Source organism: Algibacter marinivivus (genome assembly GCF_003143755.1).
Taxonomy (GTDB): Bacteria; Bacteroidota; Bacteroidia; order Flavobacteriales; family Flavobacteriaceae; genus Algibacter_B; species Algibacter_B marinivivus.
This window is the reverse complement of record NZ_QFRI01000001.1, coordinates 800,785-827,180: the sequence shown is the minus strand read 5'-3', so window position 1 is coordinate 827,180 and position 26,396 is coordinate 800,785. Positions and strand designations below refer to the sequence as shown.

The following is a 26,396-nucleotide window of genomic DNA, read 5'->3' as shown; positions in this document are numbered from 1 at the left end:
TTTTTTAAGTAGTCTTTTTTGTTTTTAAGATTCATGTTTTAAGGATAATTCATTAAATTCGCGAACTTATAAGAATCAACAGTAAATGAGCGCTAAATTTCCTGAATATAAAGGACTTGACTTACCAAATGTAGCAAACGAAGTTCTACAATATTGGCAAGAAAACAACATCTTTGAAAAAAGTGTATCTACAAGAGAAGGTAAAGAATCTTACGTGTTTTTTGAAGGACCTCCTTCTGCAAACGGACTTCCAGGAGTACACCACGTTTTAGCACGTGCTATTAAAGATATCTTTCCGCGTTATAAAACCATGAAAGGCTTCCAAGTTAAGCGTAAAGCAGGTTGGGACACACACGGTTTACCTATTGAGTTAGGTGTTGAAAAAGAATTAGGAATTACTAAAGAAGATATCGGTAAAAGCATTTCTGTTGAAGATTATAATGCTGCTTGTCGTAAAGCAGTAATGCGCTATACAGATGTTTGGAACGACCTTACTCAAAAAATGGGTTATTGGGTAGATATGGACGATCCATACATTACCTATGAGCCTAAATATATGGAATCTGTTTGGTGGTTATTAAAACAGATTTACAACAAAAGCTTATTATACAAGGGGTATACAATTCAACCATATTCTCCAAAGGCTGGTACAGGTCTAAGTTCACATGAGTTAAACCAACCAGGAACCTATCAAGATGTTACAGATACAACTGTGGTAGCTCAGTTTAAAGTAATTGAGAATACATTACCTGAATTCTTAAAAAGATTTGATCATTTACATTTTTTAACTTGGACTACCACACCTTGGACATTACCAAGTAATACAGCATTAACAGTTGGTTCTAAGATTGATTATGTTGTAGTGGCAACTTACAATCAATATACATTTGAGCCTGTTCATGTTATTCTTGCTAAAAACTTAGTTGGTAAACAATTTACTGGAAAATATCAGCAAACTGAAGATGTTTCAGAATTATCTAGCTATTCAAAAGAGAACAAAAAAATTCCTTTTTTAATTGCTGCTGAATGTAAAGGTGAAGATTTACTAGGAATAAGATACGAGCAGCTTTTAAAATACGCGCTTCCAAATGATAATCCTCAGGATGCATTTAGAGTCATTTCTGGAGATTTTGTAACTACTGAAGATGGGACAGGAATTGTTCATACCGCACCAACTTTTGGAGCAGATGATGCATTAGTGGCAAAACAAGCATCACCTGAAATTCCACCAATGTTGGTTAAGGATGAGAATGATAATTTAGTGCCTTTAGTAGATTTACAAGGAAAGTTTAGACCAGAAATGGCTGAATTTGCTGGTAAATATGTTAAAAATGAATATTATAATGATGGCGAAGCACCAGAACGTTCTATAGATGTTGAGCTAGCTATTAAATTAAAGGAAGAAAATAAAGCCTTTAAGGTTGAAAAATATAAACATAGCTACCCAAATTGCTGGAGAACAGATAAACCTATTTTATACTACCCATTAGATTCTTGGTTTGTAAAAGTTACAGATGTTAAGGACAGAATGTTTGAACTTAACGAAACTATAAACTGGAAGCCAAAATCAACTGGTACAGGGCGTTTTGGTAATTGGTTAGCAAATGCTAATGATTGGAATTTATCACGTTCACGTTATTGGGGAATTCCATTGCCAATATGGAGAACTGAAGATGGTAAAGAGGAAATTTGTATTGGTTCGGTTGAAGAATTGAAGAATGAAATGTTTAAGGCTGTTTCAGCAGGTGTTTTGAAAGCAGATATTTTTGCTGATTTTGAAGTTGGGAACAATTCTGAAGCCAATTACGCTAAAATTGATTTACATAAAAATATTGTTGATGATATTGTATTAGTATCTAAAACAGGTCAAAAAATGTTCCGAGAAAGCGATCTTATTGATGTTTGGTTCGATTCTGGTTCCATGCCTTACGCACAATGGCATTACCCGTTTGAGAACAAAGATTTAATTGATAAAGGCACAACATATCCAGCAGATTTTATAGCAGAAGGTGTCGATCAAACTAGAGGTTGGTTTTATACGCTTCACGCTATCGGAACTATGGTTTTTGATTCTGTAGCATATAAAAACGTGGTGTCGAACGGATTGGTGTTAGATAAGAACGGGCAAAAAATGTCTAAACGTTTAGGAAACGCTGTGGATCCTTTTGAAACACTTGGCAATTACGGTGCAGATGCCACACGTTGGTATATGATTTCAAACGCTAATCCTTGGGATAATTTAAAGTTTGATTTAGATGGTATTGAAGAGGTTAAACGTAAGTTTTTCGGAACACTTTACAATACCTATTCATTTTTTCAGTTATATGCTAACCTAGATAATTTTACATATAGTGAAGCTGATATTCCTTTAAATGAAAGGCCAGAAATAGATCGTTGGATACTTTCAGAATTACATACATTAATTCAAAAAGTGGATGCATTTTATGCAGATTACGAGCCTACAAGAGCGGCAAGAGCCATTTCAGATTTTACTCAAGATTATGTAAGTAACTGGTTTGTACGTTTAAGTAGAAGACGTTTCTGGAAAGGCGATTACCAACAAGATAAAATTTCAGCATACCAAACGCTTTACACGTGTATGGAAACCATTGCTAAATTAGGTGCACCAATTGCTCCATTTTTTATGGATCGTTTGTATTTAGATTTAAATGCAGCCACAAAAAAAGAAGATTTTGAGAGTGTGCATTTAGCAAACTTTCCTGTTTTTGATGAAGCTTATGTTGATAAGTCTCTGGAAAACAAGATGGAAAGTGCTCAAACAATATCATCGTTAGTATTGTCGTTAAGAGCAAAAGAGAAAATAAAAGTAAGACAGCCATTACAGAAAATAATGATTCCTATTGATAGCGAATCACAAAAAAATGAAATATTAGCCGTTGCAGACCTTATAAAATCTGAGGTTAATATAAAAGAAATTGAAGTTCTAGAAGATGCGTCTGATATTTTAGTAAAACAGATAAAACCAAACTTTAAAGTTCTTGGTCCTCGTTTTGGAAAAGACATGAAAGCTGTTGCTCAAGTAGTTAATAACTTTACACCTGACGATATTAAAAAAATCGAACAAAATGGTAATTTAGACGTCGAAGTAAACGGAAAAAGTATTACTTTAGAACGTACAGATGTAGAGATTACATCTCAAGATATCGAAGGGTGGTTGGTTGCAAATGAAGGTGCTTTAACGGTAGCTTTAGATGTAACAATTACCGAAGATTTGAAAAAAGAAGGTATTGCAAGAGAGTTGATTAATAGAATACAGAATCTACGTAAAGATTCTGGTTTTGAAGTCACAGACAGAATTGATGTAACCCTTCAAAAAGATGAGCAAGTTATACATGCAGTTGATGCTAATATGACTTACATTAAAACAGAAACATTAACAAACGAACTTGAAATTATAGATAAACTGGAAGATGGTATAGAAATTGCTTTTGATGATGTAAATACCAAATTATTTATCCAAAAACATTAAAAATTATGGCAGATAACGTAAGATATTCAGATGCTGATTTAGAGCACTTTAAAGGGGTGATAGGAGAAAAAATTGAAAAAGCACAACGCGATTTAGAGCTGATTAAAAGTGCGTATATGAATGACCATAATAATGGTACTGAAGATACATCACCAACATTTAAAGCTTTTGATGAAGGAAGTGCTGTTATGAGTAAAGAATCTAATTCTCAATTAGCTATTCGTCAAGAAAAGTTTATTCGTGATTTAAAGAATGCATTAATAAGAATAGAAAATAAAACCTATGGTGTTTGTCGTGTAACAGGAAAGCTAATCAATAAAAAACGATTAGAGCTTGTGCCACATGCCACATTAAGTATTGAAGCTAAAAATATGCAACAATAGTTTTTTAAAATGATATATTTGAAACGTCTCAAGAGTCTTGAGGCGTTTTTTATTTGTCATTCCTGCGTAGGCAGGAATCCATTATTAAAAGAAGATTTTCGTTAGATGTCACTAAAAAAATCCATAATCCTAATCATCATCATTTTATTAATCGATCAGGTTAGTAAGATTTACATCAAAACCAATTTTGCACTACAAGAAAGTGTAGATATTTTTAGTTGGTTTGAGATTATTTTTGTTGAGAACGATGGAATGGCTTGGGGTACAAAAATTAGTGATTTTGTGTCTTTTATATCAGACAGAACAGCTAAAGTGATATTAACCTCATTTAGAATTGTGGCTATCTTCGGGATTGGTTATTGGCTGTACGACGCTACAAAAAAGCAAAGCTCTAAAATATTAATTATAGCCATTGCTTTAATTTTTTCTGGTGCTTTAGGAAATATTATTGATTCTGTGTTTTATGGCGTTTTGTTTGATGATAGCTACAGTCAAGTAGCAAATTTTTTACCTGAAACAGGAGGTTACGATAGTTTGCTTCATGGTAAAGTAGTCGACATGCTTCATTTTCCATTATTTGAAGTTGATTTACCCGAGTGGTTTCCTTTTTATGGTGGGAAACGCTTTAGCTTTTTCGACCCAGTGTTTAATATTGCTGATATGGCTATAAGTACAGGTTTTATTATGCTTATTGTGTTTAATAAGAAGGCATTTTCGAAAGAGTGAAAAATTGGAAAATAATATTACTTCACTTTGCAGCGTTTATTGCGTTATCAATTATTTGGTGTTTTTCAGCAGAATCAGTTTTAAGGAATGTAGCTCCAGAATTAAATTATGTTGAAATTTGGATTAAATTAGTCATAATGGGGATTATAATATTATTTATTCTAACTTTAATTTCAATGATATTATGTCTTGTTAAGAAAAGAAATAGTTAGAATTGATAAATTTTATTAGCCGTCACACAATAATCCAACCCAATATCCCCATCAAAAACATCACTAATTTCTACTTCAGCCTCAAAAAAAGATAATCCAATTTTTAAAGTTTCAGGTTTACAACTGGCTAAAAACCGATCATAAAATCCCTTTCCGTAGCCTACACGATTCCCTTTTTTATCAAAAGCCAATAAAGGAATAAAAACAACCTCAATTTTATCATTAGTAATTTCTATACCATCAACAGGTTCGGGAATATTATAACTGTTTTTATTAATAACGGTATTATCAGTCAACAGATAATGCGTCATATCACCAGTTGTAAAATCACTTTTAGAAATAAGAATGTTTTTGTCTTTACCTGATAGAATATTCAAAATATATTCAGTGTTTACCTCTTTCTGTTCTTCAATAGGAAGGAAGATATGATAAAATGAATATTCCCAAATAGGAAGTTTTAAAAGCTGATTTGAAATAGCTAAACTCAAATCGTCAATCTGAGTTTCAGATAAGTTTTTCCGAAGTGCTTTGTATGTTTTTCGTAATTCAGCTTTTGTCATAATTCTACTTTTTAAGTTTGGTAGAAATATGAAATAAAGCATCCCCTTGATACACAATTGGCGACTCATTTACATTAATGATATATCCTGTATGAGACGCTCTAACAAAATAATTGAACTTGCCATAAGGGTCTGTAATATTTCCTAGAATAGCATCTTTTTCAACATGAGAGCCCATAGTAACAGCAGCTTTAAACATGCCAGAATATTTAGCACGTTGCCATTTACTTTCGTTTATAAATACACATGCTTTTTTTGGTTTTGATGATTTAAAAACCGTTTTAAGCATGCCTAAATGTTTTAAAATACGTTTAGAACCATTAACCCCTGAATTAGTTACCACATCATCGATATGAAACGATTTTCCGCCTTCAAAAAGCAAAAGCGGTTTCCCTAATTTATAACACGTTGTTCTAAATGATTTTGATAAATTTTTAGAGTATAAAACAAAAGGGGCTCCAAACACTTTAGCTAAATCGTTTAGCTCTTTATTCTCTTTACTATATCTAAGCTGAGGGGCATTAAATCTGCCTGAACCACCCGTATGAAAATCGATAATTAAATCAACATGTGGAACCACTTGATTTATTAATTTATGAGCTACTCGTCCAGCCAAAGAACCAGATGGACTTCCCGGGAAAACACGATTTAAATCACGGCCATCAGGGAATTCTCTTTTCAAATTAATAAAACCAAAAATATTTATAACGGGCATACAAATAATGGTTCCGCATTTGGGTTTATTTATACCTTTAGCAATAAGTTGCCTAACAATTTCAACACCATTTACTTCATCACCATGAATGCCAGCTGTAAATAAAACGGTTGGTCCTGGCTTTTTTGAACGCTCAACAATAACAGGAACATTTACAGGGGTTGAAGTGTGCAAATTCGCTACATCAAAATTAACTTCTTTACTTTCTCCGGGTTTAATAGATTCTCCCAGAATGGTTAAAACACCATCATTAATTTGCGTCATTTATCGTCTGTTTTTTTCAATAAAACGTATTATGGCTTTGGCTATATTTCTACCTGTAGCAGTTTCAATACCTTCTAACCCGGGAGTAGAATTCACCTCTAAAAGTAAAGGTCCGCGAGAAGATTGTAACATATCTACGCCACAAACAGGAAGTTTTAAAGCTTTGGAAGCATTCATAGCTAACTTCAATTCGTCATGATTTAACTTAATAATATTAGCAGAACCTCCACGGTGTAAATTAGAACGAAACTCGCCTTCTTTACCTTGGCGTTTCATGGCGCCAACAACATGACCATCCACAACTAGAGCACGTAAATCTGCACCACCAGCTTCTTTTATAAATTCTTGAACAATCACGCGTGCCTGCAAACCATTAAAAGCCTCTAAAACGGATTCGGCAGCATTTTTAGTTTCAGCTAAAACAACTCCTAAACCTTGTGTGCCCTCTAAAAGCTTAATAATTACTGGTGTTCCGCCAACGTGCTCAATAACTTCTTCAACATCTCTTGAATAATTAGTGAAAACGGTTTTAGGCATACCAATACCTGCTTTACTTAAACGTTGTAAACTGCGTAATTTATCTCTAGAACGTTGTATCGCATCAGAGGTTACAATAGTAAAAACACCCATCATTTCAAATTGTCTTACCACTGCACAGCCGTAAAAAGTTACTGAAGCTCCAATTCTTGGAATAATGGCATCAACATAGTCCAAATATCTATCTTTATAATAGATGGTTGGTTTTTCCTTTTCGATAATAATATCGCATTTAAGCGGATCTATGACTTCTACTTTATGTCCTCTTTTTACACCTTCTTCAACTAAACGATCAGTGGAGTATAAATTAGGATTTCTAGAGAGTATAACTATATTCATAAAAGCGGTTTAGCCTATCAATGCAATATACTAAAAAAGGGAAACGAATTTTTACATTATCTAGAATTTAATATACCTTTGAGGGAATGGAGACCCCTAATTTAGAGATACAATTAAAAACTTTACCAAATCAACCTGGAGTTTATCAATATTATGATAAAGACGGGACGATAATCTATGTTGGAAAAGCAAAAAATTTAAAAAAGCGAGTCAGTTCTTATTTTACTAAAACCCATGAAAATGGTAAAACCAGAGTGCTGGTTAAAAAAATAGCTAACATAAAGCATATTGTAGTTGAGACTGAAACGGATGCACTTTTGCTAGAAAACAACCTCATTAAAAAGCATAAGCCACGTTATAATGTATTGCTTAAAGATGATAAATCGTACCCTTGGATTTGCATAAAAAAAGAACGTTTCCCCAGAGTGTTTTCTACCAGACGCGTTTTTAAAGGAAGCGGTGAATATTTTGGACCTTATACCAGCGGAAAAACAGTACATACTCTTTTAGGTTTAATTAGAGGTTTGTATAGTTTAAGAACTTGCAATTTTAATTTATCAGAAGAAAAAGTTGAAGCTGGAAAATATAAAGTTTGTTTAGAATACCACTTAGGAAACTGTAAAGGTGCTTGCGAAGGCTTAGAAACTGAAGTAGAGTACAATAAAAATATTAAAGCTATAAAGGAAATTTTAAAAGGAAACTTTAAAGATTCGTTGTCTCAGTTTAAAACGCAAATGAAACAGTATGCTGAAAACATGCAGTTTGAAGAAGCCCAAAAAATAAAAGAAAAAGTTGAGGTTTTAGAAAATTATCAAGCTAAATCTACCATCGTTAACCCTAAAATTAGTAATGTAGATGTGTTTTCTATTATGAGCGACGAGAGTTATGGTTATATCAACTTTTTACAATTGTCTTATGGCTCAATCATCCGTTCACATACGCTTGAAATAAAGAAAAAACTTGACGAAACTGATAAAGCATTATTAGAACTGGCTATTACAGAAATTAGGCAGCGTTTTAACTCCAATTCCAAAGAAATTTATGTGCCTTTTAAGGTTGATTTAGGTGAAGCGGTAAAAGTGACTATCCCACAGTTAGGAGATAAAAAACATATTTTAGACTTATCATTAAGAAATGCGAAATACTTCCGAATGGAGCGTTTCAAACAAATGAAAATTGTAGACCCAGATAGACATGCCAATAGAATTATGGCACAAATGAAAGCCGATTTACGTTTGTCTGAAGAACCGCGACATATTGAGTGTTTCGATAATTCAAATATTCAGGGCACACATCCTGTGGCAGCTTGTGTAGTTTTTAAAAATGGAAAACCAAGTAAAAAGGATTATCGTCATTTTAACATTAAAACTGTTGAAGGTCCAGACGATTTTGCATCTATGGAAGAAGTGGTGTATCGACGCTATAAACGTTTGGTTGAAGAAGAGCAACCTCTACCGCAACTTATAATCATTGATGGAGGAAAAGGCCAATTATCTTCTGCATTAAAAAGTTTAGATGCTTTAAACTTAAGAGGCAAGATTGCCATTATCGGAATTGCAAAACGTTTGGAAGAATTATTTTACCCAAACGATCCAATTCCCTTATATTTAGATAAAAAAAGCGAAACCCTAAAAATTATTCAACAGCTACGAAACGAAGCCCACCGTTTTGGAATCGAACATCACAGAAATAAGCGTAGTAAAACAGCGTTAAACACAGAGCTAGAAACCATAAGTGGCGTTGGCGAAAAAACGGTTGTAGAATTGCTAAGGCATTTTAAATCGGCAAAACGGGTAGCCAATGCTAAGTTAGATGAGTTGGAAGCTGTGGTTGGCGTTTCTAGAGCTGAAAAGGTTTATAATTATTATCATAAAACGTAAACAACCTGCAAGGTTTTAAAAACCTTGTAGGTTTGGAATAAAATTGAATTTTAGTATTTAAATGACAGAAACTTTTGAGTTGAGATATAAACCACTACTAAAAATAAAGTTAGATGGACTAGGCATTGAAATTACAGATGCTTCACAAGCAAAAAATTGTGGATCATTTTCATTTAATGATATTATAAATATTGAGTTAACTTCCAAAAAAACAGATTGGTTTGTTACAACTTTAAGTTGGATTGTAGATTTATTTATTGCAGGTGGAGGTGGAGAAAATTATAAAAATGAGGCTAACATAAAATTAAAAACGGTAAATCATACTTTGAAAATATGGTTGCAAAATGTAGATTTTGAAAAAGCTGAAACAATTGTGAAGTTAATTAAAGATAAAATAACCACTTAAATAAGAAAAAGTAAACTTGAACCTAAACCCCATCATATTAACCCTATTCCTAATCGCTTCACTTTCCGCGAAAGCGCAAAACGAAGTAAAGGAAAATACTAGACCAAAAGTAGGTTTGGTGTTAAGTGGTGGTGGTGCAAAAGGGTTAGCGCATATTGGGGTTTTAAAAGTTATTGATAGTTTAGGTGTTAAAATTGATTATGTTGCCGGTACCAGTATGGGTTCAATAATTGGTGCATTATATGCTTCAGGATATTCAGGAAAACAACTCGATTCTATTTTCCAAAACGTTGATTTTGATAAAATTATTAATGATGATTTACCACGTTCTTCTACAGCTTTTAGCGAACGGGATAATATGGAGAAGTATGCTGTAAAATTACCCTTCAACGATTTTAAAATTAAATTACCTTCGGCCCTATCAAGAGGTCAAAATACTTATGGGTTACTGTTAAAGTTGCTAATACATGTTAACCAAGTTGATGATTTTAGTAAACTCCCAATTCCGTTTTTTTGTATAGCAACAAACATTGAAACAGGAAAGCAAGTTATTTTAGATAAAGGTAACCTTACTCAATCTATTATGGCAAGTGGTGCATTGCCTTCGTTATTTCAGCCTGTAACAATCAATGATGATATTTTAATTGACGGTGGCGTTGTAAATAATTATCCTATTGATGAATTACGCGCCAAGGATATAGATATTGTTATTGGAGTTGATGTACAAGATGGTTTGGCATCACGTGAAGAACTAACATCTGCTCCGGAAGTTTTGATTCAAATAAATAATTTTAGAACGATTAACGCTATGAAGTCTAAGGTTAAAAAAACGGATATTTATATTAAGCCTAACATAAAAGATTTTAATGTAGTCTCTTTTAATCAAGGGAATGCTATTATTAAATCTGGCAAAATAGCAGCCTTATTAAAGTTAAATACGCTTAAAGAAGTAGCAACTAAAAAACCATTTATAAATCAAAAAACAAAGTTAAAACCAATAGACAGCTTAACTATAAATAACACTCAAGTAGTTGGTAATAAAAATTATACGAGAGCCTATGTGCTAGGGAAACTTAAAATTAGAAATAACGAAAAAATCAGTTATAAAGATTTTGGTAAAGGAGTAAATAATCTGATTGCTACTAATAATTTTGATGCTTTTACTTATCAATTAAAAGATACACCAAACAAAGAAGGTTACAATTTAATAGCTAATGTAAAGGAGTCTGAAGTTAATACGTTTTTAAAACTAGGAATACATTTTGATGATTTATACAAAAGTGCAGCCTTAATAAATCTAACAAAGAAGCAGTTGTTTTTTAAAAATGATGTAGGGTCTTTAGATGTTATTTTAGGTGATAATGTGCGTTATAATTTTGAATATTTAATAGATAAAGGATTTTATTGGAGTGTTGGTATAAAATCTAGATATAATCAATTTCGCAAAAATATAAACGCTCAATTAGTATTGGATGACGCTCAAATGATGACCACGGGTTTAAACAAACTTGATGTTAAGCTCAGAGATCAAACCAATCAGGTTTATTTGCAAACTTTATTTAGACGCGATTTCTCATTAAGCCTAGGTTTAGAACATAAACGATTAGAAATAAATTCTGAAACAATTTCTGGAGATGATCCTGATGAAGATTTTTTACTAGAAAAAACAGATTATATAAGCCTCTTTGGAAATTTAAAATTAGACACTTATGATAATAAATACTTTCCTAAACGAGGTGTGTACTTTAATGGCGATTTAAATATTTATTTGAATGCATCAGGGTTTGTTGAAGATTTTGAAGATTTTTCGATTGCAAAAGCAGATATTGGATATGCTTTTAGTGCTTCGGATAAATTAGCGTTTAACTTTAAAACTAGCGGTGGTTTTAAATTAGGAGATAAGTCTAACCAAACTCTAGATTTTGCACTAGGAGGATATGGTAATAATTTAATAAATAATTTTATTCCTTTCTTAGGCTATGATTTTATATCCTTGACAGGAAATAGTTATGTAAAAGCATCTGTGATTGGAGATTTTGAGGCTTTTAAAAATCACCACCTTACGTTTGAAGCAAATTGGGCAAATGTTAATGATAATATTTTTGATACTGGTGAATGGTTTACGCTTCCAGATTATAGAGGCTATGCTTTAGGATATGCTATAGAAACATTTCTTGGTCCTATTCAAACAAAATACAGTTACTCTCCAGAGCAAAAAGAAGGAACATGGTTTTTTAATATAGGCTTTTGGTTTTAAGTGCTTGTTTTTTTAAAATTTCATTTCATATTACTGTCAATAATTTTTACGATATTTGTGAAACTATGAAGCCTTTTTGGAAAGACTTATTGGCACATCTTCACTACCTCATCAAGAGAAATCCTGAATGAGTATACTTTTTGTATCTTTATAAATACGAGTTATTTAGCAACTTAAGTAAAGCTTAAGACAGCACTTAATATTCATTTTTAAAAATTTAAAGTATGCCTTTTTATCATAAATTAGGAAACATTCCGCATAAACGACATATCCAATTCAGGAAACCAAATGGTAGTTTGTATTACGAACAATTGTTTGGAACTATTGGGTTTGATGGAATGTCTACAAACAGTTATCATGAGCAACGCCCTACACAAGTAAAAAAAATAGGAAAACAATATAGTGTGGCGCCAAAAATAGCCAATGCAAATAATATAAAATCGTATCGTTTAAAAGGCTTTCAAGTACAGCCTGAAAACGATTTTTTAGATAGTAGAAAAACGGTTTTAATTAATAGCGATTGTGCCATTATTTTAGCAGCTCCAAAACAATCTACTCAAGATTATTTTTATAAAAATACCGATGCAGATGAATTGATTTTCGTCCATAAAGGCACTGGTAAATTGAGGACCATGTTAGGGAATCTCGATTTTAAATATGGTGATTATCTTTTAATCCCTAGAGGAATAATCTATAAAATAGATTTTGATACCGAAGATAACCGACTTTTTATTGTTGAATCTCGCAGACCCATTTACACGCCAAAACGGTATAGAAACTGGTTTGGGCAGTTGTTAGAACATTCACCATTCTGTGAACGTGATATCCGTAGACCGGAAGAATTGGAAACATACAATGAGTCTGGAGATTTTCTAATCAAAGTAAAAAAACAAGATGATATTATTGAAATGACTTACGCATCGCATCCTTTTGATGTAATTGGGTACGATGGTTATAATTATCCGTATGCCTTTTCAATTCATGATTTTGAACCTATAACGGGGCGTATACATCAACCGCCACCAGTGCATCAAACTTTTGAAACCGATGCGTTTGTGGTGTGCAGTTTTGTACCTCGATTGTATGATTATCATCCGCAATCTATACCAGCGCCATACAATCATAGTAATATTGATAGTGATGAGGTGTTGTATTATGTAGATGGCGATTTTATGAGTAGAAACGATGTTGAGGCTGGTCATATTTCGTTGCATCCAGCAGGTATTCCGCACGGTCCACATCCCGGAGCTACAGAACGCAGTATTGGAAAAACAGAAACCGAAGAACTTGCTGTTATGGTAGATACCTTTAAACCATTAATGGTAACAGAAGAAGGCATGAAAATAGCCGATGATAGTTACCATAAATCATGGTTGGAGTAATTTTATCATTAGAAGCTATTTCCTGCTTTCCACTATATCTTTTTTGAAGAAAAATCAAAAAAGGATGCCGTTTCAATCAGGGCTAGGGTGTAGAGTTAAAAATTAAACTTTTTAAAAAAAACAATTAAACTCATAAACGAATAAACTTTAAGACAATGAGTAAAGAAATAAAATCAGTAAACTACGGTTTAGAAAAAATATTTGAGGGAGCGCAAGATTTTTTGCCACTTCTAGGAACAGACTATGTAGAATTCTATGTAGGTAACGCAAAACAATCGGCACATTTTTACAAAACAGCATTTGGTTTTCAATCTTATGCCTATAGAGGTTTAGAAACGGGGTCTAAAGACTCAGTAAGTTATGTGTTAAAACAGGATAAAATAAAATTGGTTTTAACAACGCCACTAAGTAGTAAATCACCAATTAATGATCATATAGTAAAACATGGTGATGGTGTAAAAGTAGTTGCACTTTGGGTTGAAGATGCTAGAAAAGCATATCAAGAAACTACAAGCAGAGGCGCTAAATCATACATGGAACCAACCGTTGAAAAAGACGAACACGGTGAAGTTGTTAGAGCAGGAATATACACTTACGGTGAAACGGTACACATGTTTGTAGAGCGCAAAAACTACAATGGAGCCTTTTTACCAGGTTTTGAAGTTTGGGAGAGTGATTATAACCCAGAACCAGCAGGTTTAAAGTATATAGACCATATGGTTGGTAACGTGGGTTGGGGGCAAATGAACAAATGGGTAAAATGGTATGAAGATGTTATGGGATTTGAAAACTTTTTATCTTTTGATGATAAGCAAATCCATACAGAATATTCTGCACTCATGAGTAAAGTCATGAGTAATGGTAACGGACGTATAAAATTCCCGATTAATGAGCCTGCTGAAGGTAAAAAAAGGTCTCAAATTGAGGAGTATCTTGATTTTTATGAAGGCTCTGGTGTGCAACATATTGCAGTTGCTACAGATGATATTATTAAAACGGTAAGCCAATTAAGAAGTAGAGGTGTAGAGTTTTTATCTATTCCGCCAGAGGAGTATTATCGAGCAGTTCCAGGAAGATTAGAAGAGCATAGTCATGAACTACGTGAAGATATTGAAGCTCTAAAAAAATTGGGAATTATGATTGATGCTGACGAGGAAGGCTACTTATTACAAATTTTTACTAAACCAGTTGAAGACAGACCAACTTTGTTTTTTGAAATTATTCAACGTATGGGGGCAAGAGGTTTTGGTGCTGGAAACTTTAAGGCATTGTTTGAATCTATTGAGCGCGAGCAAGCAAAAAGAGGTACGCTTTAATTTTTAACTATTATATAAATAAAAACCTGTTAGTTTTTTACTAGCAGGTTTTCTGCGTTAGGGATAGCAGTGGATAGCCCACAGCCTGACGAAGGAAGTGCGAGGACTTGTAACGAATAGCCCGACCCTTGTGGTAACGCCCAAATACAGATAAACCGTTAATTTTTGTTAATCTAACACAACTATAACACGCATAACTACTGCTAATACAATAAAATTTTTATTTTTGGAACAGTAATTGTAATTTCTTACTTAAAAACAATAAATGTGGCACAGAGGAGTTACATTACAATTACCCAATGAATATGAAAAAACTACTACTCATATGTATCGCATTAATATCTATGCAAACGGCTTTTTCTCAGCAAGAGTCGGCTTTTCAAGATGGCGAATGGTTTAAGTTTAAAATGAGCTACAGTAATTGGCTTAAAGCTGGTAACGCAACACTTGCAGTAAAAGATGCAACACTAAATAATAAAGATGTTTATCATGTAGTAGGGAAAGGCTGGACTACAGGTATGATTAAATGGTTTTTTAAGGTTAAAGACAGGTATGAAAGTTATTTTGACAAACAGACTATAATGCCTTATAAGTTTGTTAGAAATATTAATGAAGGTGGGCATACCAAAAATTTAGAGATTGAGTTTGACCAAAAAAACAATAAGGCGCATATAAATAATAAGAAGAAGAAAACTAAAAAAGTTATTGATACGAAGCCTAATATTCAAGATATGGTATCTACGTTTTACTATTTGCGTAATAATTTGGATACAAAAAACTTAAAAATTGGAGATGAGGTTAAGATTGATATGTTTTTTGATGAAGAGAATTATGGGTTTAAATTGAAGTATTTGGGTGAGGAAACCATTGATACAGATTTTGGAGATGTAGAGTCTTTAAAATTTAGACCTTATGTTATGGCAGGACGTGTTTTTAAAGAGGAAGAAAGTTTAACACTATGGGTGTCAAAAGACAAAAATAAAGTACCTTTGCGCATTAAGGCAGATTTGGCTGTGGGGTCTTTAAGAGCAGACTTAGAAGCTTTTAAAGGACTCAAACATCCATTTAAAATAGTTGTTAATAATTAAGGCATTTTGAACTCTAAAATAACCGACCAACTTAAAGAAAAATACGAAGCCATAGACCAAGATGCAGAGGTGCATTTAGAAGGCTTACTGCATAGTAAACCCATTAATTATTGGGATTATATTCAAACTGATGCTTTATTAAATCTACAAGTACAACGTACTGTTTTCCCAGATGAGAACGTATTTATTATGTATCATCAGGTTAACGAATTGTTGTTTAAAATGGTGCTTTCTGAAATAGATCAGATTGCAAGACATAAAAATATTGATACAGATACATTTACGTCTAAAATAATGCGCATTAGCCGTTATTTTGATGTGTTAACCTCGTCTTTTAGTATAATGAAAGATGGAATGGATGTTGAGCAATATAATAAGTTTAGAACTACATTAACACCTGCAAGTGGGTTTCAAAGCGCCCAGTATAGAAAAATTGAATTTGCATCTACAGAGTTAATAAACCTTATCGATAAGCGCTTTAGAGATACTATTGATAGAAATTCTACTTATGAGCATGCTTTTGAGCATTTGTATTGGCAAGCCGCTGGTAAAGATTATAAAACAGGTAAAAAGAGTTATACTTTATCTGCTTTCGAAGATCGCTATAAAGATGAGTTTATAAGGTTTACCAAATTTTATCAAGAGAACAACTTATGGAGTAAGTTTAAAACTTTGCCTAATGAAGATCAGTCTAATAAAGGTTTGATCAAAGCGATGAGGCATTACGATTACACAGTAAATATAAAATGGGTTATGGCTCATTATAACACTGCAAATCATTATTTAAATATAGGTGGAAAAACTGCAGAAGCTACTGGAGGTAGTGAATGGGTTAAGTATATGCATCCTAAATATCAAAAAAGAATATTTTTTCCTGATTTATGGACCGATAAAGAAATAGAAACGTGGGGTACAGATATTTAGTAATAGTAATATTAACCCTTAGTTTGTTTGGGTGTAAAGACGATGAGAAAACTATAATTGAGGAACCTTTGGCGATAGTTGAAGAGCCAAAAGACGTTTTTGAATTTGGATTTAATGTAGAGGATTACATTATTAAAAGAGACACGATTAAGCGTGGTGATAGTTTTGGTGAAATATTAGAACGTAACCATGTTGGGTATCCTAAAATTTTCAATATCGCTGAAAAAGCAAAAGATTCTTTTGATATAAGACGCCTACAAGTAGGTAAGCCGTATACACTTTTATGCGCTAAGGATTCTTTAGAAACTCCAAGATGTTTTATTTATCAACCTAATTTGGAGGAATATGTTGTTATAGATTTTCAAGATTCAATTCATGCTTACACAAACAGAAAGCCTATCAAGTATGTTGAAAAAACGGCTACAGGAATAATAAACAGTAATATTTCTGAAACTTTAGAAGAACAAGGGCTTAGCCCAAGATTAGCTTATAAAATGGCTGATGAGATTTATGCATGGACTATTGACTTTAGAAGACTTCAAAAAGGAGATAGATTTAAAGTTATCTACACTGATAAATATATTGATGACACAATTTATACTGGTGTGCATAAAGTAAAAGCAGCCTATTTTGAGCATAACAAAGAGCCTTTTTATGCTTTTGAATTTGTAACTGACTCTGCAAAGGGAATTGTAGATTATTTTAACGAAGAAGCTAAAAATTTACGTCGTGCCTTTTTAAAAGCTCCGGTGAAATTTAGTAGAATATCATCGCGTTATAATTTAAAACGAAGAATAGCTGTTTACGGGTATAAAGTGCGTCCTCATAAAGGCACTGATTTTGCTGCACCAATTGGTACGCCAATTATGGCAACAGCTAATGGAACTGTTATTGATTCCAGAAGACGAGGAGGAAATGGTAATTATGTAAAGATTAGGCATAATGCCACCTATGAGACTCAATACCTTCACATGAAAAAGCGTAAAGCCAAAGTTGGTGAGTTTGTTAAACAAGGTGATGTAATTGGTTGGGTAGGTATGACAGGAAACACTGGTGGACCTCATGTCTGTTATCGTTTTTGGAAAAATGGAAAACAAGTCGATCCGTTTAAACAAAAATTGCCAGAGGCTAAACCAATTTCAGATTCTTTAAAAGTTGAATACTTGAACTTTATTGAGCCGATAAAAACCCAATTGGATAATATTCACTTTTTAGAAGATGTTTTTGAAGATCAAAATCAACCTGAATACGATATAAAACAAAATAATAATCCAATATCATTTAACCATTAATACAATGCCATTACCAAATATAAATCCCACTACAACAAATTCGTGGAAAAAATTACAAGAACATTTTAATTATATAAAAGATGTTCACATGAAAGATTTGTTTGCAGAAGATAAGAATAGAGCAAATGAATTTACAATTAAGTGGGACGACTTTTATGTAGATTTTTCAAAAAATAGAATTACTGAAGACACCTTTAAATATCTTTTAGAATTAGCTGAAGATGTAAAACTTAAAGAGGCTATTGAAAGTCAGTTTTCAGGAGAAATAATAAATATAACGGAAGGAAGAGCTGTATTGCACACTGCTTTAAGAGCACCAGAGTCTTACAATGTTACAGTAGATGGTGAGAATGTATTACCAGAAATTTATAAAGTAAAAAATAAGATTAAAGCTTTTACTAGTGAAGTTGTTAATGGAGAAAGAAAAGGTTTTACAGGTAAGGCATTTACTGATGTAGTTAATATAGGTATTGGTGGATCAGATTTAGGACCTGCCATGGTTGTAGATTCATTACAGTACTATAAAAACCATTTAACAACTCATTTTGTAAGTAATGTTGATGGCGATCATGTAAATGAAGTTATTAAGAAATTAGACCCAGAAACAACCTTGTTTGTTGTGGTTTCTAAAACATTTACAACACAAGAAACATTATCTAATGCTAATACGATTAAGGCTTGGTTTTTAAAATATGCTAGTGAAGCTGATATAGCTAAACATTTTGTAGCGGTTTCAACAAATATTGATTCTGTTAAGAATTTTGGTATTGATCCGAATAACATATTTCCCATGTGGGATTGGGTTGGCGGTCGTTTTTCTTTATGGAGTGCAGTAGGTTTATCTATAAGTTTAGCTGTTGGTTATGATAATTATGATAGCTTATTAAAAGGCGCTCATAAAATGGATACCCATTTTAAAAATGAAGATTTTGAAAACAATATCCCTGTTGTTTTAGCTTTAATCAGTGTCTGGTATAACAATTTTTTTAATGCTGAAAGTGAAGCTGTTATTCCTTATTCTCAATACTTAAATCAGTTTGCAACATACTTGCAACAAGGTATTATGGAAAGTAACGGGAAAAGTATTGATAGAAATGGAAATCCTATTGATTATGAAACAGGAACATTGATTTGGGGAGAACCAGGAACAAATTCGCAACATGCGTTTTTTCAATTAATTCATCAAGGAACCAAGTTGATTCCTGCAGATTTTATTGGTTTTACAAAATCTTTACACGGAAATCAAGATCATCAAGATAAGTTAATATCAAACTTTTTAGCACAAACAGAAGCCTTATTAAATGGTAAAACAGAAGCTGAAGTTGTTGCTGAAGGGACACGTGAAGATATCATTCCATTTAAGATATTTCAAGGAAATAAACCAACCAACACTATTTTTATAAATAAGTTGTCCCCTGAAAGTTTAGGAAAGTTAATAGCAATGTATGAGCATAAAATATTTGTACAAGGTGTTATCTGGAATATTTTTAGTTATGACCAGTTTGGAGTGGAATTAGGAAAACAGTTAGCATCAAAAATTTTAAAAGAATTTAACAATGCATCTGTTGATAATCATGATTCTTCTACGAGTAATTTACTTAGTCACTATAAAAAATTAAAATAAACAACTGTTTTTCAATAGTTTGCAACATTTGAATTAAGGGTTTAAATATTAATGTTATTAACAGCTAATATTTAAACCCTTAATTTTTTGTTAACATTTAATTTATGCATGCATAATATAAAAAGTAATATTATGCGTATTTTTGCGTCGACTAATTTCAAACAATTAATTATGAAAAGAACTACGCGTTTTTTAATGTTTACTGTAGCAATGCTGTTTTCAGTTGTTGTTATGGCACAAAGTACAATCTCTGGTACAGTTTTAGAAGCTGGGACTAATGTTCCGTTACCTGGGGCTAATGTTATAGAGAAAGGTACTTCTAATGGTGTTACTACAGATTTTGATGGTAATTTTACTATCAAGACTAAATCTTCTTCTGGAGATATTGTAATATCTTATATTGGTTACAACTCTAAAACAATCTCTTTTTCTGGAGATATGGCACTGAGTAATGTAACTTTAGAATCAAGTCAAGTTGGTCTTGAAGAGGTTCAAATTATTGCTTCTGTAGCAGTTGATAGAAAAACGCCTGTGGCTGTTTCTACTGTAAAAGCTGCAGATATTGAGCTTAAATTAGGAACTCAAGAATTTCCTGAAATTTTGAAATCTACCCCTGGAGTTTATGTAACTAAAGCAGGAGGAGGATTTGGTGATGGTCAAATTAGAATGAGAGGTTTCAACTCTGAAAATGTTGCTGTAATGATTAACGGTATACCTGTTAATGATATGGAAAACGGACGTGTATTTTGGAGTAACTGGGCAGGTTTAGGTGATGTAACAAGTACTATGCAAACACAAAGAGGGTTAGGAGCTGCTAAAATTGCTGTACCGTCTATAGGTGGAACAATTAATATTATTACAAAAACTACCGATGTTGAAGAAGGTGGAAATGTAATGACATCAATTGGTAATGATGGTTACTTCAAATATGGTTTAACTTACTCTACAGGTTTGTTAGATAATGGTTTTGCTGCTACAGTTTCAGCGGCAAGAACAGAAGGAGATGGTTATGTAGATGGAACTCAATTTACAGGGGTATCTTATTTTGTAAATATCTCAAAGGAAATCAACGATTTTCATAAATTATCTTTTTCTGCGTTTGGGGCTAAACAACGTCATGGACAAAGACAAAATAGACAACTTATTGAAACTTACAGAAATAGTGAGAGAGGAAGAAAGTTTAATGCCGATTGGGGATACTACAACGGGCAAGTTACTTTTCAAGAGGATAACTTTTATCACAAACCACAAATATCTTTAAACCACTACTGGAATTTAAACGATAATACATCAATAAACTCATCAGCTTACGTATCCTTCGGTTCTGGAGGTGGAGGAGGTATTAGAGGTGTAAACAAATTTACCTTTAATGCAGATGGAACAAGTGATTATAGAGATGGACTATACGGGCCAATAGATTTTGATAAAATTGCTCAAGAAAATGAAGATTTAGGAGCTTTAGGTTCTGAAACTATTTTAAGAGCTTCTAGAAATGATCATAATTGGTATGGTGTATTATCAAATTTAAAAACCAATTTAAATGACCAAATGGTTTTACAAGTTGGTTTAGATTTAAGATCATATAAAGGAATTCACTTTCAAGAGGTAACAGATTTATTAGGAGGTCAGTATTTTTTAGATAATAACAATGCTAACAATCCTAACAATGCTGCTAGAGTTGGTGATAAAATTAATTATGATAATGATGGTCATGTGGGTTGGATTGGTGCATTTGGACAACTAGAATATGATGTTAATGAAAACTTTAACACATTTGTTGCGGCAGCAGTATCTAACACATCATACAAAAGAGTTGATCGCTTTAATTACTTAAATTCAGATGATTTACAAGAAACAGATAGATACAACTTTTTAGGAGGAAGTATTAAAGGAGGTGCTAACTATAGACTTGATGGAAATCATAACATATTTGCTAATTTTGGTTATTTTGAAAGAGCAGCAGATTTTGATGCTGTATTCTTAAATTTTAGTAACGATAACATTAATGAAGATGCTGAAAACCAAAAAATCACAAGTTTTGAGCTAGGTTATGGTTACAGAAGCGAAAAATTAGCAGCAAATGTTAACTTATATAGAACTCTTTGGAATGATAGAACAGAAATTGCTACATTTCAACAACCAGATGGAACAAGAGCTTCTGCAAATATCTTAGGAGTTAACGCAATTCACCAAGGTATAGAGCTAGATTTTGTTTATAGACCAACAGATAAATTAAATATTACAGGTATGGCATCTTTTGGTGATTGGAGATGGGATAGTAATGTATTAGGGGTTGATGTTTTTGATGAAGAACAAAATCTAGTACAAACAGTTGATTTGTATATTGAGGATTTACATGTTGCAGATGCTGCACAAACAACAATGGCATTAGGTGCTAGTTATAAATTTGCACCAGAGACAAGAATTGTTATTGATTACAACTATTTCGATAATCTTTATGCTGATTTTGACCCAAGTGATAGAGGAGCACCAGGTAATGATGCTTGGAAAGCTCCAGCTTATGGGCTATTTGATGTAGTAATGACCCATGGATTTAAATTCGGACCATTTGATGCTACTTTAACAGGAAGAATGAACAATGTGTTTGATACACAATATATTCCTGATGCTCAAGATGGATCAGGATCTACTGCAGATACAGCCCTTGTTTGGATGGGGTTTGGTAGAACGTTTAGCATTGGTGCAAAACTTAATTTTTAAAAAACTTTGAAAATGAAAAAAATAATTTATTCAATTACGCTTATTCTTGCGGTTACTCTTGTAGGGTGTAACCCATTAGATGACATTAATGATGACATAGATGCTAACAAAGCACCTATTTCTGGGGATGTTGAGTTAACACTTACTGATGAAGATTATGATGATTTAGAGTTAAGTTTTCCTAACTTTAATTCAGAAGATCAAGCTAAAGAGTTAATTCCGGGATTATTAACTGACAAATATCCAGCATTAAAGGATAACTCGAGTGCTTTAGTAACGTATGCACTTTATTCTCCAAAAAGAGAAGAAAGAAGCTTGGTAAGGTATACGGTTTCTGATGAAGATTATGATGACTTAGGACACAGATTTGGAAATTTTGACCGAGAATCTGAAATCTTTGAGTTTTTAGAATGGAAATACCCTTCTCCGGAAGATAGAACATTAGTGTCATTAACTTATGATTTTTATAGTGGTTCTACAAACACTTTCAACAATGGTTATCTGTACATAGATGGATCTTGGGAAGAAATGATAGGTTTTACAAATGAAGAGTATCAAACTATGGGTGAAGGTTTTCCAAATTTTTCTAGTGAAGATGAAGCTGCTGAAAAAACACCTATTTTATTATTAGATAAACTTAAATTTGATGGATATGCTGCTGGCGATATTGTAGGTACAATGTACAAGTTATTTGTTACTGATGTTGATGACATTGATATGGATGGTCGTACAGATGATAGAACAACATATAGTTATGTAAAGTACTTTATTTTTGATGGCGCAAATTGGTCAGAATATAATGACGTACTAAGCCAACAATTACAATTTGGTCATGATGGTACTACTTGGGTTCCGGACAACACAATCAAGTATACATTTACTGCAGATGACGTTGCTTTAATATCTGATGCGTTTGCAACTATATATGAAGGACCTGCTGATAATGTTGGTTTCTTTGGTAGTTTTGATAGAAGATCTGGAAGCTCTAACTACTGGAATGATGATATGTTACTAGAAGCATTCAATGTACTACTAGATGCTAGAAACCCTAGTGCCGAAGATGGACAAAAATATGTTTTAACGTTTGTAGTTTATACAGGTTCAACAGGTAATGAAACAAAAAGCGTTATAAAAGAAGGTGGTGTTTGGGTATACCAATAAGCACTTAATTTTAAATATTATAAGAACCACCTCAGTTAGAGGTGGTTTTTTTTCCTCAAAATTCAATACCTTTATATGGTTATGAAAAAACTTATTTTAATACTTAGTGTTTTAATTATCTGTGGATGTAGCTCAGGAGGAGGTGATGATTCACCACCAACAAATCCTGAACCTACAGATGACGGCAAACCTATAGCTGTAAATGATTCAGCCACAACTCCTGAAGATGAAGAACTAGCTTTAAGTAACTTACTAGGTAATGATACTGTTGTTGATAATGCCAGAGTAACCGCTTTTGATGCTACAACCTCAAATGGTGGAACAGTTTCAGATGAGAGAACAAATTATCTTTATACGCCTAAACAGGGTTTTGTAGGTAATGATACCTTTACGTATACGCTTTGTGACGATGATAATCCAGCTAATTGCTCTACGGCTACTGTAACTATTACAGTTACTGATGAAGGTAATCCAGTTGCAGAAAATGATACATTAAACGTTCTAGAAAATAGCACAAAAGTTATTTCTAATCTTTTACAGAATGATACTGTAGTTGATGATGCCGTTTTAACCTCAATTGATAATACTGGAACTCAAGGAACAGTTGTTTTGAACAGTGATAAAACAGTATCGTATACACCACAAAATGGGTTTTTAGGAGAAGATTCGTTTACTTATACAATTTGTGACGACGATAGTCCAAATAACTCATGCTCTACAGCTACAGTTACAATAACAGTTATAAAGCCGTTAAGTTTTAATATTCCTTCAGAATTAGTAGATTATTATAATGGTGTTATTTTTTCTGAAGATTCTGATTTAATGTTTTCTGAATTGGAAGATAATACACAAACTAATCATACAACTATTTTATCTTACGGACAAAGGCATCAGTTTTTATATAATGCAGATGAAGATGAAAGTAATGCAGATAATGTAATATTAATGTACTCTGGAGAAAGTAGATATTGGGAAGAGTATACTTCTGGCTCAAATTCTTATTCTCCGCAAACTTTTAACACTGAGCATGTTTTTCCTCAATCTTTGCTTAGAACAGATGGTGCCGTTACAGATTTACATCATTTAAGGTCATGTGATGCGGATGTGAATAGTAATCGATTAAATTATCCATTTACTGATGGAAGTGGATCCTATCAATTAATTGGAGAAACATGGTTCCCCGGTGATGAATGGAAAGGTGATGTAGCAAGAATGATTTTGTATTTGAATGTGAGATATGATGAAACGATTTCTAGAGTAGGAACTATAGAGCTATTTTTAAAATGGAATATTGAAGATCCAGTGTCTACCTTTGAAGAGCAAAGAAATAACGTTATTTATGCAGCTCAAGGTAACAGAAACCCCTTTATTGATAATCCTTACTTAGCCACATTAGTTTGGGGAGGTAATGATGCTGAGAATAAATGGCAATAATAAATTAATATTTTAAAACCGCTTCTTTACTTGAAGCGGTTTTTTTATGAATTAAATCCTTATTTTTGAACTTCTAAAAATTCAGAATCATGTACGAAACTATTCAAGTATTACACTCTTATTGGGCTTATTTAGTGCTTATAATTTTAATTATTGCTGTAGTAAATGCTATTGCAAAATCAGTTAGTGGAAAAGAGTATAGTCCTAAAGATTTTAGAATTTCATTATTTACTTTAATAGTATCACATATTCAATTACTGATTGGGTTTATACTTTATTTTGTGTCTCCAAGATTTGCAGCGTTTAGCGAATTAGGGATGGGTGGCGTTATGAAAGATGCCGTAAATAGATTATACCTTGTAGAACACCCTTTAATAAATATTATTGTTGTAGCATTAATTACCATTGGATATTCAAAACATAAGAAGAAATTAACATCTGCACCAAAATTAAAGACCATAGCTATTTTTTATACGATAGCTTTAGTGTTATTAGTGTCAAGAATTCCTTGGAGTGCTTGGTTAGGGTAAAGCTATTATTCTACTTCCTTAATCACATACATGTAAACAGGGAAATGGTCGCTAAAACCATTGCTAAAACCACTATCATTCCAGCTTCTAAACGGATAACCTTTATACTTACCATTGGTAGTAATTAAATAATTTTTGTTAAATATTCCTGCTTTATAATATCTAAAAGAGGAATAGTCTTTTTCAAGTAAAGGTTTGGAGATAATTATTTGATCAAATAAACTCCAGTTATCTCGATAAGCTGTTGTGCCTAATCCATCTCGAAAATAATTTTCAAAAGGATTATACAGACCTTTAAAAGAAACTCTCTTACGTTTTCTTTGGGTTTTTAAAGCGTCTTTTAAACTTACGTTATTTGGGTTATCATTCATATCTCCCATAATAAACACTTTAGCATAAGGATTGGCTGTTTGAAGTGAATCTACAATACGTTTACTCAATTTAGCTGCTGCAATACGTTTTGGTCTACTCCTAGCTTCTCCACCACGTCTTGAAGGCCAATGGTTAACTATAACATGGATTAAATCATTTTCTAATTTCCCGCTTACTAATAACTGGTCTCGAGTTGTGATGCGTTTTCCATCTTGGTCATCATAAATTTTTAACTCATGTGTATTTGAACTTATAGGAGTAAATAAACTTTTTTGATATAAAAATGCAACATCAATACCTCTGGAATCAGGAGAATCATAGTGGATAATGCCATAATTTTTTTCAACTAATAATGAGTCGTTAACTAGATCTTCTAAAACCTGTTTATTTTCAACTTCACAAACCCCAACAATTGCAGGCGTATTATTTGTGATGTCTTTACCAATCTCAGAAATAACCCGTGCCATATTAGCTATTTTCAGTTTGTAAGCTGCTTCACGATTTGCTTTTAATTCCATAATTGGACTATAATCATCGAACTTTACTGGGTCATTTATAGTGTCAAATAGATTTTCTAAATTGTAAAAAGCTATAGTATGAATTTTGAATTTTTTATCTTGGGCTTTTGTAGATACAAAAAAACTCAAAAAAAAGATTGTAAAAATAAGTTTTAAGAAATTCATCCAGTTAATAAAAGTTTACGCTTGCTACAATGCAAAACCTAAGCCAAAGTTATGGTATTGATTTATAATTTTAAAAATCAATGAGTTACTTTTTTGTAAA

General features: G+C 32.6%; 20 protein-coding genes. 16 read left to right on the top strand and 4 right to left on the bottom strand.

From position 1 onward, the window contains the following. Nucleotides 1-85 precede the first annotated feature (85 nt). The 3 genes from ileS to DIS18_RS03950 all read left to right on the top strand — a co-directional run bounded on the left by ileS (nt 86) and on the right by DIS18_RS03950 (nt 4,599). Nucleotides 86-3,490 (top strand): isoleucine--tRNA ligase, encoded by a 3,405-nt coding sequence (gene ileS, locus DIS18_RS03960; protein WP_109351723.1) that lies wholly within the window; start codon nt 86-88, stop codon nt 3,488-3,490. 5 nt (nt 3,491-3,495) lie between these two features. After that, nucleotides 3,496-3,873, top strand: coding sequence for a TraR/DksA family transcriptional regulator (locus DIS18_RS03955; RefSeq protein WP_109351722.1), 378 nt, complete (start codon nt 3,496-3,498; stop codon nt 3,871-3,873). Between the two features lie 105 nt (nt 3,874-3,978). Continuing rightward, nucleotides 3,979-4,599 carry a lipoprotein signal peptidase gene (locus DIS18_RS03950; protein ID WP_109351721.1) on the top strand — a complete coding sequence of 207 codons (621 nt, stop codon included), beginning with the start codon at nt 3,979-3,981 and terminating at the stop codon, nt 4,597-4,599. Nucleotides 4,600-4,807: 208 nt separating this feature from the next. On the opposite strand, the gene DIS18_RS03940 is transcribed toward DIS18_RS03950, so the two are convergent. Genes DIS18_RS03940 through rimK form a run of 3 tightly spaced genes read right to left on the bottom strand, consistent with a single transcriptional unit; the run spans nt 4,808 to nt 7,226 of the window. Further along, nucleotides 4,808-5,371 (bottom strand): 5-formyltetrahydrofolate cyclo-ligase, encoded by a 564-nt coding sequence (locus DIS18_RS03940; protein WP_109351719.1) that lies wholly within the window; start codon nt 5,369-5,371, stop codon nt 4,808-4,810. A gap of 4 nt (nt 5,372-5,375) precedes the next feature. Next, entirely contained in the window at nt 5,376-6,350 is a 975-nt protein-coding gene (locus tag DIS18_RS03935; RefSeq protein WP_109351718.1) for a succinylglutamate desuccinylase/aspartoacylase family protein, read from the bottom strand. Then, nucleotides 6,351-7,226 (bottom strand): 30S ribosomal protein S6--L-glutamate ligase, encoded by an 876-nt coding sequence (gene rimK, locus DIS18_RS03930; protein ID WP_109351717.1) that lies wholly within the window; start codon nt 7,224-7,226, stop codon nt 6,351-6,353. It lies immediately after the preceding gene. A gap of 86 nt (nt 7,227-7,312) precedes the next feature. Between rimK and uvrC the strand changes: the two genes are divergently transcribed. From uvrC to DIS18_RS03865, 13 genes are all read left to right on the top strand, one after another. Further along, nucleotides 7,313-9,106 carry an excinuclease ABC subunit UvrC gene (gene uvrC / locus DIS18_RS03925; RefSeq protein WP_109351716.1) on the top strand — a complete coding sequence of 598 codons (1,794 nt, stop codon included), beginning with the start codon at nt 7,313-7,315 and terminating at the stop codon, nt 9,104-9,106. Between the two features lie 61 nt (nt 9,107-9,167). Further along, the gene (locus DIS18_RS03920) at nt 9,168-9,512 is read left to right on the top strand and encodes a hypothetical protein (protein ID WP_109351715.1); all 345 of its coding nucleotides are present in this window, start codon (nt 9,168-9,170) and stop codon (nt 9,510-9,512) included. Between the two features lie 16 nt (nt 9,513-9,528). Next, on the top strand, nt 9,529-11,769 hold the full coding sequence (locus DIS18_RS03915) for a patatin-like phospholipase family protein (RefSeq protein ID WP_245925568.1): 2,241 nt from the start codon (nt 9,529-9,531) through the stop codon (nt 11,767-11,769). 224 nt (nt 11,770-11,993) lie between these two features. Further along, nucleotides 11,994-13,151 (top strand): homogentisate 1,2-dioxygenase, encoded by a 1,158-nt coding sequence (locus DIS18_RS03910; RefSeq protein WP_109351714.1) that lies wholly within the window; start codon nt 11,994-11,996, stop codon nt 13,149-13,151. Nucleotides 13,152-13,306: 155 nt separating this feature from the next. Further along, nucleotides 13,307-14,467 carry a 4-hydroxyphenylpyruvate dioxygenase gene (gene hppD / locus DIS18_RS03905; RefSeq protein WP_109351713.1) on the top strand — a complete coding sequence of 387 codons (1,161 nt, stop codon included), beginning with the start codon at nt 13,307-13,309 and terminating at the stop codon, nt 14,465-14,467. 305 nt (nt 14,468-14,772) lie between these two features. Next, nucleotides 14,773-15,555 carry a DUF3108 domain-containing protein gene (locus tag DIS18_RS03900; protein ID WP_109352578.1) on the top strand — a complete coding sequence of 261 codons (783 nt, stop codon included), beginning with the start codon at nt 14,773-14,775 and terminating at the stop codon, nt 15,553-15,555. A gap of 6 nt (nt 15,556-15,561) precedes the next feature. After that, nucleotides 15,562-16,479, top strand: a complete 918-nt coding sequence (locus tag DIS18_RS03895) for a tryptophan 2,3-dioxygenase family protein (protein WP_109351712.1) — start codon at nt 15,562-15,564, stop codon at nt 16,477-16,479. Further along, a complete protein-coding gene (locus tag DIS18_RS03890) occupies nt 16,461-17,771 on the top strand; it encodes a peptidoglycan DD-metalloendopeptidase family protein (RefSeq protein WP_109351711.1) in 1,311 nt (436 codons plus the stop codon). The genes DIS18_RS03895 and DIS18_RS03890 overlap by 19 nt, the downstream gene beginning before the upstream one ends. Nucleotides 17,772-17,775: 4 nt before the next feature. Continuing rightward, a complete protein-coding gene (gene pgi / locus DIS18_RS03885; RefSeq protein ID WP_109351710.1) occupies nt 17,776-19,395 on the top strand; it encodes a glucose-6-phosphate isomerase in 1,620 nt (539 codons plus the stop codon). Nucleotides 19,396-19,566: 171 nt separating this feature from the next. Beyond that, a complete protein-coding gene (locus tag DIS18_RS03880; RefSeq protein ID WP_109352577.1) occupies nt 19,567-22,116 on the top strand; it encodes a TonB-dependent receptor in 2,550 nt (849 codons plus the stop codon). A 12-nt stretch (nt 22,117-22,128) separates the two neighbouring features. Beyond that, nucleotides 22,129-23,277, top strand: coding sequence for a hypothetical protein (locus DIS18_RS03875; RefSeq protein WP_109351709.1), 1,149 nt, complete (start codon nt 22,129-22,131; stop codon nt 23,275-23,277). Nucleotides 23,278-23,358: 81 nt separating this feature from the next. Further along, nucleotides 23,359-24,711 carry an endonuclease gene (locus DIS18_RS03870; RefSeq protein WP_109352576.1) on the top strand — a complete coding sequence of 451 codons (1,353 nt, stop codon included), beginning with the start codon at nt 23,359-23,361 and terminating at the stop codon, nt 24,709-24,711. An 89-nt stretch (nt 24,712-24,800) separates the two neighbouring features. Further along, nucleotides 24,801-25,241 (top strand): hypothetical protein, encoded by a 441-nt coding sequence (locus DIS18_RS03865; protein ID WP_109351708.1) that lies wholly within the window; start codon nt 24,801-24,803, stop codon nt 25,239-25,241. A gap of 5 nt (nt 25,242-25,246) precedes the next feature. Here DIS18_RS03865 and DIS18_RS03860 read toward each other — a convergent pair whose 3' ends face one another. After that, complete coding sequence (locus DIS18_RS03860; RefSeq protein ID WP_109351707.1) at nt 25,247-26,296, bottom strand: endonuclease/exonuclease/phosphatase family protein; 1,050 nt, start codon at nt 26,294-26,296, stop codon at nt 25,247-25,249. Between the last annotated feature and the right edge of the window lie 100 nt (nt 26,297-26,396).